This is a genomic window from Bradyrhizobium archetypum, from assembly GCF_013114835.1.
Classification (GTDB): domain Bacteria; phylum Pseudomonadota; class Alphaproteobacteria; order Rhizobiales; family Xanthobacteraceae; genus Bradyrhizobium; species Bradyrhizobium archetypum.
Genome location: NZ_JAAVLW010000006.1, coordinates 14616 through 32436 on the forward strand (window position 1 = coordinate 14616; position 17821 = coordinate 32436).

At 62.8% G+C, this 17821-nt stretch carries 17 protein-coding genes; 8 read left to right on the forward strand and 9 right to left on the reverse strand.

Annotated features, from left to right (window positions below; all coding sequences use genetic code 11):
- Nucleotides 1-21 precede the first annotated feature (21 nt).
- The 3 genes from HCN50_RS20310 (at nt 22) to iaaH (ending at nt 3157) form a co-directional block, all read left to right on the forward strand.
- Complete coding sequence (locus HCN50_RS20310; protein WP_171711469.1) at nt 22-1389, forward strand: LLM class flavin-dependent oxidoreductase; 1368 nt, start codon at nt 22-24, stop codon at nt 1387-1389.
- Between the two features lie 13 nt (nt 1390-1402).
- A complete protein-coding gene (locus tag HCN50_RS20315; protein WP_171711470.1) occupies nt 1403-1609 on the forward strand; it encodes a DUF2437 domain-containing protein in 207 nt (68 codons plus the stop codon).
- 120 nt (nt 1610-1729) lie between these two features.
- Nucleotides 1730-3157, forward strand: a complete 1428-nt coding sequence (iaaH, locus tag HCN50_RS20320) for an indoleacetamide hydrolase (RefSeq protein WP_171711990.1) — start codon at nt 1730-1732, stop codon at nt 3155-3157.
- A 41-nt stretch (nt 3158-3198) separates the two neighbouring features.
- On the opposite strand, the gene HCN50_RS20325 is transcribed toward iaaH, so the two are convergent.
- On the reverse strand, nt 3199-4224 hold the full coding sequence (locus HCN50_RS20325; RefSeq protein WP_171711471.1) for a tripartite tricarboxylate transporter substrate binding protein: 1026 nt from the start codon (nt 4222-4224) through the stop codon (nt 3199-3201).
- Between the two features lie 148 nt (nt 4225-4372).
- Between HCN50_RS20325 and HCN50_RS20330 the strand changes: the two genes are divergently transcribed.
- Nucleotides 4373-4834: a carboxymuconolactone decarboxylase family protein gene (locus tag HCN50_RS20330; protein WP_171711472.1), complete on the forward strand. Its 462-nt coding sequence runs from the start codon at nt 4373-4375 to the stop codon at nt 4832-4834.
- A gap of 90 nt (nt 4835-4924) precedes the next feature.
- Here HCN50_RS20330 and HCN50_RS20335 read toward each other — a convergent pair whose 3' ends face one another.
- The 6 genes from HCN50_RS20335 to HCN50_RS20360 all read right to left on the reverse strand — a co-directional run bounded on the left by HCN50_RS20335 (nt 4925) and on the right by HCN50_RS20360 (nt 9888).
- On the reverse strand, nt 4925-5782 hold the full coding sequence (locus HCN50_RS20335) for a D-amino-acid transaminase (protein WP_171711473.1): 858 nt from the start codon (nt 5780-5782) through the stop codon (nt 4925-4927).
- Between the two features lie 153 nt (nt 5783-5935).
- Nucleotides 5936-6667, reverse strand: coding sequence for an amino acid ABC transporter ATP-binding protein (locus HCN50_RS20340; protein WP_171711474.1), 732 nt, complete (start codon nt 6665-6667; stop codon nt 5936-5938).
- A 10-nt stretch (nt 6668-6677) separates the two neighbouring features.
- The gene (locus HCN50_RS20345; protein ID WP_171711475.1) at nt 6678-7370 is read right to left on the reverse strand and encodes an amino acid ABC transporter permease; all 693 of its coding nucleotides are present in this window, start codon (nt 7368-7370) and stop codon (nt 6678-6680) included.
- Between the two features lie 2 nt (nt 7371-7372).
- Entirely contained in the window at nt 7373-8104 is a 732-nt protein-coding gene (locus HCN50_RS20350; RefSeq protein ID WP_171711476.1) for an amino acid ABC transporter permease, read from the reverse strand.
- A gap of 259 nt (nt 8105-8363) precedes the next feature.
- Nucleotides 8364-9215, reverse strand: a complete 852-nt coding sequence (locus HCN50_RS20355; RefSeq protein ID WP_210265045.1) for an amino acid ABC transporter substrate-binding protein — start codon at nt 9213-9215, stop codon at nt 8364-8366.
- 448 nt (nt 9216-9663) lie between these two features.
- Entirely contained in the window at nt 9664-9888 is a 225-nt protein-coding gene (locus HCN50_RS20360; RefSeq protein ID WP_171711456.1) for a hypothetical protein, read from the reverse strand.
- On the opposite strand from HCN50_RS20360, the gene HCN50_RS20365 reads away from it, so the two are divergent.
- The 3 genes from HCN50_RS20365 to HCN50_RS20375 all read left to right on the forward strand — a co-directional run bounded on the left by HCN50_RS20365 (nt 9845) and on the right by HCN50_RS20375 (nt 12953).
- Nucleotides 9845-10813: a tripartite tricarboxylate transporter substrate binding protein gene (locus HCN50_RS20365; RefSeq protein ID WP_171711478.1), complete on the forward strand. Its 969-nt coding sequence runs from the start codon at nt 9845-9847 to the stop codon at nt 10811-10813. The genes HCN50_RS20360 and HCN50_RS20365 overlap by 44 nt on opposite strands.
- 138 nt (nt 10814-10951) lie before the next feature.
- On the forward strand, nt 10952-11437 hold the full coding sequence (locus tag HCN50_RS20370; RefSeq protein WP_171711479.1) for a tripartite tricarboxylate transporter TctB family protein: 486 nt from the start codon (nt 10952-10954) through the stop codon (nt 11435-11437).
- Nucleotides 11438-11444: 7 nt separating this feature from the next.
- Nucleotides 11445-12953: a tripartite tricarboxylate transporter permease gene (locus HCN50_RS20375; RefSeq protein WP_171711480.1), complete on the forward strand. Its 1509-nt coding sequence runs from the start codon at nt 11445-11447 to the stop codon at nt 12951-12953.
- 50 nt (nt 12954-13003) lie between these two features.
- On the opposite strand, the gene HCN50_RS20380 is transcribed toward HCN50_RS20375, so the two are convergent.
- Nucleotides 13004-14389 carry a M20 family metallopeptidase gene (locus HCN50_RS20380; protein WP_171711481.1) on the reverse strand — a complete coding sequence of 462 codons (1386 nt, stop codon included), beginning with the start codon at nt 14387-14389 and terminating at the stop codon, nt 13004-13006.
- 187 nt (nt 14390-14576) lie between these two features.
- Here HCN50_RS20380 and HCN50_RS20385 point away from each other — a divergent pair, with 187 nt between their 5' ends.
- Nucleotides 14577-15959 (forward strand): LLM class flavin-dependent oxidoreductase, encoded by a 1383-nt coding sequence (locus tag HCN50_RS20385; RefSeq protein WP_171711482.1) that lies wholly within the window; start codon nt 14577-14579, stop codon nt 15957-15959.
- 107 nt (nt 15960-16066) lie between these two features.
- Here HCN50_RS20385 and HCN50_RS20390 read toward each other — a convergent pair whose 3' ends face one another.
- Nucleotides 16067-17731 (reverse strand): thiamine pyrophosphate-binding protein, encoded by a 1665-nt coding sequence (locus HCN50_RS20390; RefSeq protein ID WP_171711483.1) that lies wholly within the window; start codon nt 17729-17731, stop codon nt 16067-16069.
- Nucleotides 17732-17821: the final 90 nt, after the last annotated feature.

Below are 17821 nucleotides of genomic sequence, written 5' to 3' on the forward strand. Positions count from 1 at the left end.
TGCGCGCACAAGGAGAACGGCATGACACGGCAAATGGTGCTGGTCGGATTTTTGCAGGCGCAGAACTGCACAAACCTGCCGAGCTCATGGCGGCATCCGGAATCGCGCGACGATTCGATGTCGGCCGACTACTACCAGGAGATCGCCCGGATCCTCGAAGCCGGCAAATTCCATATGGCGTTCTTCGACGATCGCCTCGCGATGCCTGACCGCTACGGCAACGACCACGCGCATACCGTCGAATACGGCATCCGCTGCGTGAAGATGGACCCGCTGATCGTGCTGACGATCATGGGAATGATTACGACAAAGCTTGGCCTGGGGTCGACCTGCTCGACCACCTATTACGAGCCGTTCGATGTCGCACGGCGCTTCGCCACGCTGGATCTGATGTCGGGCGGACGCGCAGGCTGGAACGTCGTCACCTCGCTCAATGACGGCGAGGCCCAGAACATGGGCAAGGATGCCCACCTCGAACACGACTTCCGCTACGACCGAGCCGACGAGTTCATGGAAGTCGTGCTCGGCCATTGGGATAGCTGGGAAGACGGTTCGCTGATCATGGACAAGAAGAGCGGCCGCTTCGCCGATCCCACCAAAGTGAAGCGGCTCGATCACAACGGGAAGTTCTTCAAGTCGCGCGGGCCGTTCACCGTGCCGCGCTCGGCGCAGGGCCATCCCGTCATCATCCAGGCCGGCGCGTCCGGCCGCGGCCAGCGTTTTGCAGGGCGATGGGGCGAAGTGATCTTCACCGCCGCGCGCAACGTCGCCTCTGCCAAGGAAGGCTATGCGGCCGTCCGCAACGAGGCGGCGAAGGCCGGCCGCGATCCCGACCAGATGTTCCTCTGCAACCTCACGACCCCGGTCTGCGGTGCCACCAAGGCCGAGGCAGAAGACAAGATGGCGCTGATCAACAAGCTGCCGCTGCAGATCGATGCGCTGTCGCTGCTCGCGGAAGCGCTGAACTATGACTTCGCGTCAAAACCGCTCGACGAGCCGCTGACCACGGAAGAGCTCAGGAGCATGCAGGGCATCCTTGGCATTCGCGATGGCGTGCTCAAGAATTCGGGCAAGAGCAACCCAAGCGCGCTCGACTTCGTCAATTTCTCCGGCCGCGGCCAGGTGCAGGACGCGATCGTCGGCGGCCCGAAGGAAATCGCGGACAAGTTAGAGGAGATGTTCGTCGAGCGCGGCTGCGACGGCTTTGTCATTGCGGCCACCATCGTGCCGGGCTCCTACGCCGATTTCGTCAAGCATATCGTGCCCGAACTGCAGCGCCGCGGCCTGTTCCACAGGGATTATGCGGGCAAGACCCTGCGCAAGAATCTCGGGCTGCCGCGGCCCGCCGCCGGCGCCTGGAAAACCCAGCCGCAGGCCGCAGCCGAGTAAACGAGGTCGCTTGATGCGTTGGCTCAAATTCACCGCCGCCGGCAGAACATACTGGGGCATCGTCGAGGGCGAATGTGTAATCACGGTCGACGGCGATCCGTTCGGCGAATGGCAGCGTGGGACGCAGTCGCATGCGCTGCGGGACGTGAAGATCGAGCTGGCGCTGAGGCCTAAGAGTGTCCTCAGAATAAGGACAGGCGCCGGAGCGGGCAGCAGGTAAAGTTCATCCGGACGTTACTCATTCGCACGGAGGATCATCATGGCTCGCAGCGTCACCCTGCTCGGCTCGGCCCTTGCCGGCCTTCTCGCCGCGGCATCTCCCGCACTGGCGCAATCGGCGATCGATCTGGACCAGCTTACCGCAACGCAAGCTGCCGCTGATCTCTGCGCCGGAAAGATCACCAGCAAGGCGCTGACCTCGGCAGCGTTGGCGCGCGCCAAGGCAAGACCGGAGCTCAACGCCTTCATCACGCTGGACGAGGCCGGCGCCATGAAGGCTGCCGCGGCGTTCGATGCCGGCCGCAAGAAGGGATCATGCAAACCGCTTGGCGGCGTGCCGATCGTGATCAAGGACAATATCGAGGTGGCCGGCCTTCCCAGCAGCGCCGGAACGCCGGCGTTGAAGAATTTCGTGCCGAAGACGGATGCGCCGGTCGCCGCAAAACTGCGCGCGGCGGGCGCCATTATCATCGGCAAGACCAACATGCATGAGCTTGCCTTCGGCATCTCCGGCTTCAATGCCGGTTTCAAGACCGGCGCGGAGCCCGGTGTGCGCAATGCCTATGATGCAACGAAAATCGCCGGAGGTTCGTCATCGGGCACGGGCGCTGCGGTGGGCGCGCGGATCGTCACCGCGGGCCTTGGCTCCGACACCGGCGGCTCGGTCAGGGTGCCCTGCGCGCTGAACGGCTGCGCGGCGCTGCGGCCGACCGTCGGCCGCTATCCGCAAGCCGGGATCGCGCCGATCTCGCACACCCGCGACACGGCCGGCCCGATGGCGTCCACGATGGCCGACGTGGCGGCGCTCGACCGCATCATCGCCGGCGGCGGTGCGATTCAGCCCGCCGAACTGAAGAAGGTCCGAATCGGCGTCGAGAAAACCACGCTGGCCAATCTCGACGGCGATACCGAAGCAGCATTCAGAGCAGCGCTGGACAAGCTCAAGGCGAGCGGCGTGACGGTCGTCGATATCGAAATGCCGAAGCTTGCCGAGCTCAACGGCCAGGTCGGATTTCCGCTCGCGCTGTATGAGGCCTATGACGACATGGTTGCCTATCTCAGGAAGACAGGCACCGGCGTCAGCATCGAGAGCCTCGCCAAGGAGATCGCAAGCTCCGACGTGAAGGGCACCTATGACGGGCTGGTTATTCCGCGCAAGCTGCCCGGGCCGGACAACACGGTCGCAGATGCCAAGCCGGCCTATGACGCCGCCATGAAGACCGCCCGGCCGGCGCTGCAGGCGCTCTATCGCGATACTTTCGCGAAGAACAAGCTCGATGCCATCGCCTTTCCGACCGTGCCGAAGGTCGCGATTGCTTCAAATCCTGACTCGTCGAGTCTCGCCAATTTCCTGCTGTTTATCCAGAACACCGATCCCGGCAGCAATGCCGGCGTTCCCGGCATTCAGCTTCCGATCGCGCTCGGTGCGTCGAGCAAGCTGCCGGTTGGTCTGGAGCTCGATGGGCCTGCGGGAAGCGATCGCAAGCTGCTGGCGATCGGCATGGCGATGGAGAAGCTATTCGGGCGCCTTTCCCCGCCGTCGCATTAGGTGGGCTCTCACCACACTCGAGTACGGCGAAGCCTCCCCGCCTACTCGGCCTTGATGCCGGCCTGCTCGATGACCTTGCGCCAGCGCTCCACCTCGCTGCGGTAGTAGCGGCCAAACTCTTGCGGCGGCGCTGCAATCAGCACGAGCCCCTCATTGACGCTGAGCTTCTTGAAGGCATCGGCCTGCACGGCCCTTGCCGCCGATTTATTGAGCCGCTCGATGATGTCAGGCGGCGTCTTCGCCGGCGCAAGCAGGCCGTACCAGGTTTCCGCTTCGAAGCCGGGAAGACCGGTTTCCGCAACCGTCGGCAGTTGCGGAAAGGCGGGCGAGCGTTCTGCGGATGTCACCGCCAGCGCCCGCAACTGGCCGCCCTCGATCAGCGATGCTGCGCTTGCAACCGTCGTGAACATCACCTGGGTCTGCCCGCCGATCAGATCGGTGATGGCGGGCGCGGAGCCCTTGTAGGGCACCATCGTCATGTTGACGCCGGCCATGCGCTTGAACATTTCACCGGCCAGATGTGCTGACGTTCCGGTGCCGAACGTGCCGTAGGAGATCTTGTCCGGTTCGGCTTTTGCCGCCGCGATCAGATCGGCGATCGACCGAAACGACGACTTCGGATTGACGACGACGATGTTGGGCGAGCGCGCGACCAGCGCGACGGGCGCAAAATCCTTGTCCGGATCGAACGGCATCTTGGCGTTCAGGCTCGGGTTCACCGCATGGGCGAATGATCCCATCAGCAGCGTATAGCCGTCGGGTTCGGCCGAAGCCACCGCCTGCGCCCCGATAATGGTGCTCGCGCCCGGCTTGTTCTCAATGATCATGCTGCCGCCAAGATCCTTTGCCATCTCCTGCGCCAGCACGCGCGTGATCGCATCGGTGCCGCCGCCCGCCGCAAAGGGAACGATGATCTTGATGACGCGGTCCGGATAATCGGCGAAGGCCTTATCACCCGAAAGCAGAGACAGCACCAGCGCGACAAGCATGAACAGCAAGGCGATGCGGCGCCGATCGATCGACGGCATCGCAAGACTTTCTGCCGACGCCCCTCTGCGCTCAGACATCCGCTGCCTCCCCGTTTGTTTCAGGTCACTTTATTGTATCTGACCGCACCGATCCAGATCGTGACTATCGGTTCGATCAGGATAGACTTGATCAGGACAGACTTGGCCAATCGTTCAAATTGAAAGCGTCCAGAGAGGGAGAACGTGCATGAAGCCCCGGATGAACTATTATCAGGCCGCGCCAGATACCATCAAAGCGCTCGTCGCGGTGGAAGCCCAGATCGTCGCCTCGGGTCTCGAAAAGTCGCTGATCGAACTGGTGAAGACGCGTGCCTCGCAGATCAACGGCTGCGCCTATTGCATCAACATGCATACCCAGGACGCCCGCAAACTGGGCGAGACCGAGCAGCGGCTGTATCTATTGAGCGCCTGGCACGAGTCGCCGCTCTACACCGACCGCGAACGCGCCGCGCTAGCGTGGACGGACGCGGTGACGCTGATTGCCGATACGCATGCCCCTGATGACGTCTACGAACAGGCCCGCGCTCATTTCTCGGAAACGGAGATGGTCAATCTGAGCATGCTGATCGGGGCCATCAACGCCTGGAACAGGATTGCGATCTCGTTCCGCGCGGTTCACCCGGTGAAGGCCAAGGCAGCGGTGGCGTAGCGGCATCCTATGCTGTCATGCCCCGCCACCGGGCGCGCTTTCGCGCGACCCGTTGGCGGGCGATGACGGCTGAGAGTAAGGCGCGGTCCGCTACACCGCCGTCGCCTTGGCGAAATCGACGTAGATCTCGCGCAGCCGATTGGTCATCGGGCCGGGCTTGCCGTCGGCGACCTGCTTGCCGTCGATCGATACCACTGCCTGCACGAACACACTGGCGCTGGTGACGAAGGCCTCCTTGGCGGCCAGCGCCTCCTCGATCGAAAAAGCCCTCTCCTCGACGCGGAGCTGACGTTCTTCGGCCAGCGCAACCACAGCCTTGCGGGTGCAGCCGGGCAGGATCTCGCTGCCGTTCTGCCGCGTGACGATCACGTCATCCTGGGTCAGGATGAAGCAGGAGGATGAACCGCCCTCCGTCACCTTGCCGTCCTCGGTCATCCAGGCCTCGCCCGCGCCGGCCGCAGCCGCCGCCTGCTTGGCCAGCACCTGTGCCAGCAGCGCGACGCTCTTGATGTCGCGCCGGGCCCAGCGCAGGTCGGGCACCGTGATCACCTTGATGCCGGTCTTGGCCGAGGGCGCGTTGATGATGTCCTTGGTTGAGGTGAACATGATCAGCGTCGGCTTGACGCCCTTGGGAAAGGCGAAGTCACGCCCGGTGTCGGCGCCGCGCGTCACTTCCAGATAGACCATGCCGTTGACGAGATTGTTGCGCGCGACCAGCTCCTTCTGGATTTCCTGGATGCGCGCCGTCGTTTCCGGCAGCGCCAGCTCGATCTCGCCGACCGAGCGTTCCAGCCGCGCCAGATGCGAGGCATTGTCGATCAGTTTGCCGTCGAGCACGGCGGCGACTTCATAGATGCCGTCGGCAAACAGGAATCCGCGGTCGAGGATCGAGACCTTTGCCTCTGAAAGTGGCACGAACGCGCCGTTGACGTAAGCGATCTGTTCCAAAATGGAATCTCCTAAAGATAGCAGTGCCGCCGCAGCGGACGTTGTGGATAACCGTCATTGCGAGGAGCGAAGCGACGAAGCAATCCATTCCTCCACTTGCGGCGCCATGGATTGCTTCGCTCCGCTCGCAATGACGCGGATGAGTCGCAGCGCCTAATGCGACAGAATCTTCGACAGAAACTTCTGCGCGCGGTCGCTCCGTGGGCTGCCGAAGAAATCCTTTTTCTGCGCATCCTCGACGATCTCGCCCTTGTCCATGAAGATCACGCGATGCGCGACCTTGCTGGCAAAGCCCATTTCATGGGTGACGACCATCATGGTCATGCCTTCATGGGCAAGATCGACCATGACGTCGAGCACCTCGCTGATCATTTCGGGGTCGAGCGCCGAGGTCGGTTCGTCGAACAGCATCGCAATCGGATCCATGGCGAGCGCCCGTGCGATCGCCACGCGCTGCTGCTGGCCGCCGGACAGCTCGGCCGGATATTTGTTGGCATGGGCCTTCAGGCCGACGCGCTCGAGCAGCTTGTCGCCCTTGGCGACGGCCTCGTCATGCGAGCGGCCCAATACTTTCTCCTGTGCCAGGCAGAGGTTCTCGATGATGCGCAGATGCGGAAACAGCTCGAAGTGCTGGAACACCATGCCGACGCGGGCGCGCAACTTCGGCAAATCGGTCTTGGGATCATTGACCTTGATGCCGTCGAGGATGATCTGGCCTTCCTGAAACGGCTCCAGTGCGTTGACGCATTTGATCAGCGTCGACTTCCCCGAACCCGACGGGCCGCAGACCACCACCACCTCGCCCTTGGCGACGCTGGTGGTGCAATCCTTCAATACCTGGAAGCTCGGCCCGTACCATTTATTGACGTGGCTGATTTCAATCATACGCTGTTCCTTAACGGACAATAGCAATGCGTGCCTGCAGGCGCCTGACGCCGTAGGACGCAACACAGGAAATCGCGAAATAGACCGCGGCGGCAAACAGGTACATCTCGACCAGCCGCCCGTCGCGCTGCGCCACTTTGCTGGCGGCGCCGAGGAAATCCGGGATCGACAGCACGTAGACCAGCGAGGTGTCCTGGAACAGCACGATGGTCTGCGTGAGCAGCACCGGCAGCATGTTGCGGAACGCCTGCGGCAGCACGATGTAGCGCATGGATTGAGCGTAGGTCAGGCCAAGCGCGCTTGCCGCGGCCGGCTGGCCCCTCGAAATCGACTGGATGCCGGCGCGCATGATCTCGGAAAAATACGCCGCCTCGAACATGATGAAGGTGACGAGCGATGAGGTGAACGCGCCGACGCGGATGGGGCGCGATGCGCCGGTCAGCCACTGACCGATATAGGGCACCAGGAAATAGAACCAGAAGATCACCAGCACCAGCGGCAGCGAGCGCATGAAGTCGACATAGAGCCCGGCGATGCGGCCGAGCAGCTTGTAGCCGGATAGCCGCATCAAGGCGATCAGCGTGCCGAAGATCAGGCCCCCCAGCGCGGACAGCCCGGTCAGCATCAGCGTAAAGCTCATGCCGTCCAGGAACAGGTAGGGCAGCGAGCGGCGGATGACGTCGAAATCGAGATTGCCAAACATCGTCATTTCCCCGTGATGTAGCCGGGGATCGCCAGGCTGCGTTCGAGGAAGCGCATGCCGGTGACGACGACGATGTTGATCGCGAGATACATCACGGTCGCGGCAGTGAAGGCCTCGAACACCTGAAACGAGAATTCCTGCATCGCCCGCGCCTGGCCAGTGAGCTCGATCAGGCCAATGGTGATAGCTACCGACGTGTTCTTGACGGTATTGAGAAATTCAGACGTCAGCGGCGGCATGATGATGCGGAACGCCATCGGCAGCAATATGTAGCGATAGCCTTGCGCCGTGGTCAGGCCAAGCGCGGTCGCCGCATTCTTCTGTCCACGCGGCAGCGAAGCGATGCCTGCCGCGAGTTGCACGGCGACGCGCGCGGACATGAACAGGCCGACCCCGATCGCGGCCGTCCAGAACGGCGCATTGGGCAGTTGCTTCAGCCACAGCCCCGCGCCGCTCGGCAGCAGTTCCGGCAGCACGAAAAACCAGAGGAAGAGCTGCACCAGGAGCGGCATGTTGCGGAAGAATTCGACATAGCAGAAACCGATCCAAGACGCCGCCTTCGACGGCAGCGAGCGCAGGATGCCGACGATCGTGCCGAAGATCAGCGCGATGATCCAGGCCAACAATGCCGTCTTGATCGTCAGCAGCAGTCCCGACACCAGCATGTCGAGATAGGTGCCGGCCCCGGTCGGGTTCGGCTCAAAGAATATGTGCCAATTCCAGTTATAGTTCACGCTGCACCCTGTCCCCGAAAGTGCTGGTAACGTTCTTGGTTACTATGCCTATGCATCGCTTAGCCGTATGCAAAAGTCCGGCCATTCTGTACTTCAAAATGGCCGGACTTTCGACTTCCACCCCTCATCCTGAGGAGCCCCGCATTGCGGGGCGTCTCGAAGGATGAAGGCCCCTATCGCGGCCTGATGGTTCGCCCGGCGATGCGAAGCATCGTCCGGAGACGGCGCTGGCGCGCCTTCTCACCATAAGGGGCTACATTCACTTATACGAATCCGGATCCGGCGAGTCCGACGGCTTGGCAAATTCGTTCTTCAGCTCGGCGCTGATCGGCACGTTGAGGTTCAGCCCCTTGGGTGGAATCTTCTGTGTGAACCATTTGTCGTAGATCTTCTGGCCTTCACCGCCGGTGTAGAGCGCCGCCGTCGCCGCGTCGACCACCTTCTTGAAGGCCGGATCGTCCTTGCGCAGCATGATGCCGTAGGGCTCCGGCTTGGAAAACGCATCCTTGGAGATCACGTAATCGCTCGGCGCTTTCGAGCCGGCGACCAGGCTGGCCAGCAGGATGTCATCCATCACGAACGCCACCGCGCGGTCGGTCTCGACCATCAGGAACGCCTCGGCATGGTCCTTGGCCGGGATGATGTTGATGTTGAGGTTGCGCGCTGCGTTCGCCTCGGTGAGCTGCTTGATATTGGTCGTGCCCGCGGTCGAAACCACCGACTTGCCCTTGAGATCATCGATCGAATTGATCTTGCTGGCCTTCTTGGTGACGTAGCGGCTCGCGGTCAGAAAGTGGGTGTTGGTGTAGGAAATCTGCTTCTGGCGCTCGACATTGTTGGTGGTCGAGCCGCATTCGAGGTCGATCGTACCGTTGGCGAGCAGCGGAATACGGGTCGATGACGTCACCGGGTTGAGCTTGACCTCGAGCTTGTCGAGCTTGAGCTCCTTCTTCACGGCATCGACGATCTTGTAGCAGATGTCCATGGCGTAGCCGATCGGCTTCTGGTTGTCGTCGAGATAGGAGAACGGAATCGAGGAGTCGCGGTAGCCGAGCGTGATGGCGCCGGTTTCCTTGATGTTCTTCAGCGTCCCGGTGAGTTCCTGGGCCATTGCCGGGGTGCCGCACAACGCACCCGCAAGCAGACAGCCGATAATCTGACGATGTTTCACGTAACTTCTCCCTCCAAAGGTTTCAGATGATTGCTCATCCACCCTGACTCAACAACTTGCCTGGCCGTTTGGCCGGCGGCCTCGAAGTGTCTTTGCAAGACCGCTCCTGGCGTGCCCGGTACTATACCTGCACAATTCGGACCAAAACAGATTTAGCGGCCGTTGACCATCATGCATTCGATGCCCGAATGCGACTAAAGACAAAGGCAACGCCCGTTTGTCGCCGCCGATCGGGACGAGCCGCTTGCGGCCGGAATCCGCCACAGTGCCTTCGTTAACCAACTCCTGCCGCCTGACAGTCGATAGTTGCAAACGAATGGATCCGACCGTCCTGGTTGGACCCGTGATGGCCCCGAACATGCAATGGCGCGGCGCCGACCAAATTCCGTCATCCGGGACGGCGCGGCGGACCAATTGCCGCATGCATCATTTCCAGCTTGTTGCGGCGCGGACGGCACGGACTGCCGCGGGCAATAAGCTTTTCTTCCAGGGCGATTTCAGGGAAGATCGAGCCCGGGAAAAAACAAGCGGCTCTCGTATCAAGGGAAGCTGCAGGGGAGTGTTTGCATATGCCCAGACCTAGCCATTTGGCGATCGCCATTGCTGCCTTCATGCTGATGTCCGCATCCGCCGGCGCGCAGGAATATCCCACCAAACCGATCACGCTGATCGTCCCGTGGCCAGCGGGCGGTTCGACCGATATCTCGATGCGGGCGATCGCCGAGAGCGCGTCCAAGGTGCTCGGACAGCCGATCGCCATCGACAACAAGGCCGGCGGCAGCGGCACCGTCGGCCCCGCCACCATGGCAGCCGCCGCCAAGCCCGATGGCTACACGATCGCGCAGATTCCGATCACCGTGTTCCGCCTGCCCTTGATGCAGGAAGTCTCATGGAATCCGGACAAGGACTTCACCTATATCATCCACCTCACCGGCTACACCTTCGGCGTCACCACCAGCGCCGAGTCGCCATTCAAGACCTGGCAGGACGTCGTCGATTACGCCAAGCAAAATCCCGGCAAGGTAACCTATGCAACTCCCGGCGCCGGCACGTCGCTGCATATCGGCATGGAGCAAATCGCGTCGATGGCGGGCATCAAGCTGACACAGGTGCCTTTCAAGGGCGGCGCGGAGACCAATGCCGCGGTGCTCGGACAGCACACCATGCTGCAGGCGGATTCGACTGGCTGGCGGCCGCTGGTCGACGCCGGCAAGCTGCGGCTGCTGATGGTGTGGACCTCGGCGCGCTCGCCGAACTACCCCGACGTGCCGACGCTGAAGGAGCTCGGCTATCCCATGGTCTATGACTCGCCGTTCGGCATTGCCGGACCGAAGGGCATGGACCCGAAGATCGTTGCGAAGCTGCACGACGCCTTCAAGAAGGCGCTGGAAGATCCGGCCGTGATTGCCACGCTCGCCAAGTTCGACATGGTGCCGAACTATAAGAACACCGAGGATTACAAGAAATTCGTCGCTGAGATCACGGAATCCGAGCGCAAGGTGATCGACAGGCTTGGGCTGGCAAAGAAGACGAATTGACGACCGCCGTGTCCCGGACGCGGTGCAGCGTTCTTCACGCTGCTCCAGAGCCGGGACCCATGACACCACGTGTGGACCCGGGCTCTGTGGCGCATCGCTTCGTGCTGCGCGTCCGGGGAACGCCGGAGAGAGTTTCGCATGAGTAACGACAGCGACGTCAAATTCCGCCTCAACAATTCCGAACTGTGGGGCGGGCTGATCGGGCTTGCGCTCGGCGGCTTTGTGATCTGGTCCGGGCTGAAGCTCAAGCTCGGCACCATCAACGATCCAGGGTCGGGTTACGTGTTGTTCTATACCGGCATTCTAATGTGCCTGTTCGCCGCGGCGATCATCATCGCAGCGCTCGCCGAGGGCGGGCCGAGCTTTGGTTCGCGCTGGCAGAACACGCGGTGGACCAAGCCGGTGATCGTGATCGCCTGCCTAGTTGCATTTGCGTTTTCGCTGGACACGTTCGGCTTTCTGCTGTCGTCAATCCCGTTGATGGTGCTGCTGCTCCGGCTGATCGATCCGGTGCGCTGGCAACTGACCATTCCGATCGCGCTCTTGGTTCCGCTCGGCATGTGGTGGATCCTCAAGCGCCTGCTCCTGATCCAACTACCTTCCGGCATCTTCGAGATCGGCTGACCGCGCCATGGACACTCTCATCAACGTCGCGCATGGTTTCGGTGTCGCGCTGCTGCCGATCAACCTGCTCTACTGTTTCATCGGCGTCTTCATCGGCACGCTGGTCGGTGTGCTGCCTGGCATCGGCCCGATTTCGGCGATGTCGCTGTTGTTGCCGATCACGCTGTCGGGCACGCCGGAGTCCGGCATCATCATGATGGCCGGCATCTATTACGGTTCGATGTATGGCGGCTCGACGACCTCGATCCTGGTCAACATTCCCGGCGAAGCCGCTTCCGTCGTCACCTGCATTGATGGTCACCAGATGGCCAAACAGGGCCGCGCCGGGCCCGCGCTCGGCATTGCTGCGTTCGGCTCGTTCATCGCCGGCACCTTTGCGCTGGTCGCGCTGATGCTGGTGGCGCCCAAGCTCGCCAGCATCGCGATCGCATTCGGTCCGGCCGAATATTTCAGCCTGATGGTGCTGGGCCTCGTGGTATTGACATTCCTGACGCAGGGCTCGATGGCGAAAGCGCTGCTGATGGCCTGCGTCGGCGTCGTGCTCGGCCTGATCGGGCTCGACAGCATCACCGCGCAACCGCGCCTGACCTTCGGCCGGGTCGAGCTGATCGACGGCATCGGGCTTGTTCCTGTCGTGATGGGCCTGTTCGGCATCGCCGAGGTGCTGCTCAACACCGAACAGGTCATCAAGCGCGACATCATCAACACCAGGATCACGCACCTGCTGCCAAGCAGAGCGGACTGGAAGGCCAGTGCCGGCCCGATGTCGCGCGGAACGATCATGGGATTCCTTCTCGGCATCCTGCCCGGCGGCGGCGCGGTGGTCGCCTCCTTCGGGTCGTATGCGCTGGAGAAGCGGCTGTCCAAGACGCCCGAGCGCTTCGGCAACGGCGCCATCGAGGGCGTGGCCGGCCCCGAAGCCGCCAACAACGCCGCAGCGGGCGGCGCCTTCATTCCGCTGATGACGCTCGGCATTCCGCCGAATGTGGTGATGGCGCTGCTGCTCGGCGCTTTCGTCATTCACGGGCTGCAGCCCGGTCCGCTGATGATCACGCAGAACCCGGGCCTGTTCTGGGGCATCGTCGCCAGCATGTATATCGGCAATCTGATGCTGCTCGTGCTCAACCTGCCCATGATCGGCATGTGGGTGCAGCTTCTCAAGCTGCCTTACAACATCCTGTTCCCGCTGATCATCCTGTTCACCATCATCGGCGTCTATTGCTCCAGCAACAATGTGTTCGACGTCTATGTGATGATCGCGTTCGGCGTGATCGGCTATTTCATGCGCAAGCTCGGCTATGAGCCGGCACCGCTGGTGCTGGCCTTCGTGCTCGGGCCGATGCTGGAGAACAATCTGCGCAAATCGCTGATCCTTTCGCAGGGCAATCTGACGACCTTTATCGAACGGCCGATCTCGGCCGCCTGCCTTGCATTGGCGATCGTGCTGCTGGTCAGCCCGCTGCTGCCGGCAATGCGCAAGAAGCGCGAACTGGTCGCGTTGGATGAAGGGGCCTGAGAGCTCTCTCGCCCCGCAAGCGGGGCGAGGTTAGGTCCGATCCGCGATGGTTACAGCGCCTTCTTCATCTCGCCGAGGTCCCAGAAGATCCCGGCCATGATCGCGAGCGCCTCTTCCGTCAGCGGCAGCAGGATGTGCTCGTCCGGCGCGTGCTGCGAGCAGCCGGGATAGGAATGCGGCACCCAGATCGTCGGTAACCCCAGCCCTTCGGCGAACACGTCGTTAGGCAGCGAGCCGCCGAAATTCGGCAGGATCGCCGGCGCCTTGCCCGCAGTCTCTCTTATCGAGTTCGCGGTCCAGTTCACCCAGGGGCTGTCGACGTCGGTGCGCGAGGCGGCGAAGCGTTGCGCGCCACTGACCTCCACCATCGGAAAACCGTTGGCATGCAGGTGCGCCCGCACGGCGTCGACGACTTCTTCGTATCTGGTGCCGACGACGAAGCGAAGCTGCAGCACGGCATTGGCGTGCCCGGGAATCGCGTTGGCCGGCTTCTCGATATTGCCTGACGACAGCGCCAGCACTTCCAGCGTGTTCCAGGCGAACAGACGCTCGGCCGGCGACAATCCCTCCTCCCCCCAGTCGGGCGCCAGCGCCGGCTCGTCCGCGGTCGGCTCGATCTTTACGTCCGCGAGCGCGGCACGGACCGCGTTCGAAATCCGCGGCGGTTTGAGCGCGTCGAGCTTCATCCGCCCCTTGCCGTCTACGAGACTTGCGATGGCGTTGCACAGGATCGTTGCGGGATTGGCGAGCACGCCGCCCCAATTGCCGGAATGGTGGCCACCATCGCGCAGATTGACATCGAGATGGATGCGGTTGCCGCCACGGCAGCCGAGAAAGATCGTCGGCCGCTCCGCCGATAGCCGCGGCCCGTCGGATGCCAGGAACAGATCGGCCTTCAGCGCCTCGCGATGGGCTTCGCATACTTGCCGCAGATCGGGCGAGCCGATCTCCTCGCCGGTTTCGATGATGAATTTCACATTGAAGCCGAGCTTGCCGCCACGCGTCTCGCGCACGGCGCGCAATGCCGCGAGGTTAATACTGTGCTGGCCCTTGTTGTCGGCGGTGCCGCGGCCGTAGACGCGATCGCCCTTGGTCGTGACCTGCCACGGGTCAAGGTTGTCGCGCCACTCGCTTTCCATGCCGTCGACGACGTCGCCATGACCATAGGTGAGCACGGTCGGCAGCGAGGCATCCTCGCGATAATCCGCCAGCAGATACGGCCCCTTGCCGGTCGGCGATTCGATCAGACGGGTGGAGAAATCGAGCGCGGCAAAGGCGGGCTGCAGGTCCTCGACGAGATAGGCGCGCAGCGCTTCCCCGCTGCCGGGATTCTGGCTTTCGGTCCGATAACCGACCCTGCGGCCAAGCTCGGCGAGAAACGCGCCGGAATTCAGATGCTCACGTACCCGCGCAATCGCCTCGGCTCTGTCAGCCATATTTTCTTTCCTTTGTTCACTCTCGTGGGGAGCCGCAACCTATCGGGATAAGCCGCCCGCTGGAAGTGGCACGGCCTGCCGAATGGGCCTTGCTAAAGCCAGCGAGGATGCAACAATTTCGGGCAACAGCCTGGCGCTTAACCGGGCGAATGTGCAGGGAACTCTGCGCGAATTCGAGGTACCCGTCATGAGAAAGCAAATCCGGCTGAATGCCTTCGCCATGAACTGCGTGGCCCATCAATCGCCGGGGCTCTGGACTCATCCGCGCGACCGCACGCTCAATTACAACCGCCTGCCCTATTGGCTCGACCTGGCGAGGACGCTGGAGCGCGCCCGCTTCGACGGGCTGTTTCTCGCCGACGTGCTCGGCGTCTACGACGTCTACGGCAACAGCCCGGACGCGGCGCTGCGCAATGCCGCGCAGACGCCGGCCAACGAGCCGCTGATGTTGATCCCGGCGATGGCGGCGGTGACCCAGCATCTCGGCTTCGGCGTGACGAGCAATCTCTCTTTCGAGCCGCCGTATCCGTTTGCGCGGCGGATGTCGACGCTCGATCATCTGACCGAAGGCCGTATCGGCTGGAACGTGGTGACCGGCTATCTCGACAGCGCCGCCCGCGGCGCCGGCAAGGACAAGCAGACCGCGCATGACGACCGCTACGAGATCGCGGACGAATATATGGAGCTGGTCTACAAGCTGTGGGAAGGAAGCTGGGAGGACGGCGCGGTGCTGCGCGACCGCGCGCGCGGCATCTTTGCCGATCCATCGAAGGTGCATCGCATCCAGCACGAGGGGAGCAACTACCGGCTCAACGCAATTCATCTCAGCGAACCGTCGCCGCAGCGCACGCCGGTGCTGTACCAGGCCGGCACCTCTCCGCGCGGGCGAAAGTTCGCGGCCCAACACGCCGAATGCGTGTTCATGTCGGGCCCGTCAGCCAAGATCATCGGGCCGCGCGTGGCGGCGATCCGCGCCCAGGCGCAGGAGATCGGCCGCAACCCGGCCGAAATCCTGATGTTTTCGATGATGACGATCATCCTCGGCCACACCGAGGCGGAGGCAAAAGCGAAATATGCCGACTATCGCAGGCACATCGCGCCGGAGGGCGCGCTGGCCTTGATGTCGGGCTGGATGGGTATCGACTTCTCGGGTTACGATCTCGATCAGGAAGTGCGCCACGTGCAAAACGATGCCGGCCGCACCGCGCTCGACAATGTTACGCGCGCCGATCCCGACAGGGTGTGGACCGTACGCGAGGTCGTCGAGCATGTCGGCATCGGCGGCGCCGGCCCCGTGGTGGTCGGGACGCCCGAGAAGGTTGCCGACGATATCGAGGCCTGGTTCGACCAGACCGACGTCGACGGCCTCAACGTCGCGTTCGCCACCTCGCCCGGCGATTTCGAGGATATCGCCGATATGCTGGTGCCCGAACTGACACGGCGGGGACGGTACAAGAGCGAGTACGCGAAAGGGACGCTGCGCGAGAAGCTGTTCGGCACAGGCCGCGCGCGGCTGACGGAGCCGCATCCGGCGAGCCGGTATCGCCCGCATGTGCATGCGGCGGAGTAGCGCGACGCTAGACCCGCCGTCATTGCGAGCGAAGCGAAGCAATCCATCGCGCCGCAAGCGGGGGAATGGATTGCTTCGCCGCGTTGCTCCTCGCAATGACGGGATGATCAATTCACCGCGTTACTCACCATCACCTCGATCAGCTTCGCGCCGGGACGGCTGAAGGCCGAGGACAACACGGACTTCAATTGAGCAGGATCGGTCACCTTCGTCGCCTCCAGACCGAGTGATTTCGCCATGCCGGTAAAATCCACTGGCGGATCGGCAAAATCCATGCCGACATAATGATCGTCGCCGTGGAAGGCGAGCAGCCGCTGCTTGATGATGCGGTAGCCGCCATTGTTGACGATGACGAAGGTCAGCGGCAGCTTGTGGTTGGCTGCCGTCCACAGCGACTGGATCGAGTACATCGCGCTGCCGTCGCCGGAATAGCAGACCACCGGCCGCTGCGGATGGGCGAGGCTGACGCCGACGGAGGCCGGAAGCCCCCAGCCGATGCCGCCGGAGGCGAGCGCATGATAGCCGTAGCGGTCGCGATGCGGACGGAGCGCGATCATCTGCCGCGACGACGTCAATCCTTCGTCAACGAGGATGGCATTGTCGGGCATCGCCTCGACCACCTGAAGCGCCAGCCAGTCCGGATCGATCGGTGAGGTATTGGCGTGCTTCGAAATCTGCTCGATCAGCGGCTTGCGCCGCGCCGTCCAGTTCTTCGATGCCAGCGCAGCCAATCCCTCTCTTGCTCGCGCCTCTAGGGCACGGCCGCCCGCCGCCTTCAGTGCAGGGATCAGCACGCGCAGGGTTTCCTTCACATCGGCCTTGAGCGCGATGTCGGCGCTGTAGTTCTTGGCGATGTCCCAATCGCCAAGGCCGACCTGCACAATCGAAAGCCCGTCCGGCAAGGGGTCGATTTCGCTGTACACCGACATCCGCAAGGGATCGCCACCGAGCGCAACGATGAGGTCGTAAGGCGCGAGCGCCTCGCGCGCGATCTTCTGGATCCGCGCCAGCGCGCCCATGAAGCACGGGCTTTCGGACAGGAAATGCGCGCCGTAGGGCGTCGGGGACTGGTACGCCGGGCAGCCGAGCGTCTCCGCCAGTTGCGCCGCCTCGTGCAATGCGTCGCTCTTGACGAGCTCGTCGCCGACGATGATCACCGGCCGCTCGGCCTTCAGAATCCGCGCCGTCAGCGCCTGCAGCGATTCATCCGACGGTTTGACGCGGGTATCGATGCGGGTCGAGCGGCCAAGCTCGATGCCGGCCTCGGAATTGAGAATATCGCCGGGCAGCGAGATGAACACGGGTCCGGTCGGCGGCGTGGTCGCGATCTTGGCGGCACGGCGCACGATCCGCGGCAGGTCCTCCAGCCTCGTCACCTCGACCGCCCATTTCACCAGGGGCTCGGCCATCTGCACCAGCGGGCCATAGAGCACCGGCTCCGTCAGGCCGTGGCCCTGCTCCTGCTGACCGGCGGTGAGGATCAAGGGCGTACCGGTGAAGCTTGCGTTGTACAGAGAACCCATCGCGTTGCCGAGGCCGGGCGCGACATGAACGTTGCAGGCGACGAGCTTGCCCGAAGCGCGGCTGAAGCCGTCGGCCATGGCGACAACCAGGCTTTCCTGCATCGCCATCACATAGGTGAGATCCGGATGATCCTTCAGCGCATGCATGATCGGCAATTCGGTGGTGCCGGGATTGCCGAACAGATGCGTGACGCCCTCGTCTTTCAGCAGCGCCAGGAATGCCGAACGCCCAGTGATCTTGTTCTTCATGTTTCCTCCCGCCCGCACGTTTCGTTGACCCGCGGAGCGGAAGCAGATGATCAAACTTGAACGACACGCGCAATGGAGTGGGGGTTATGG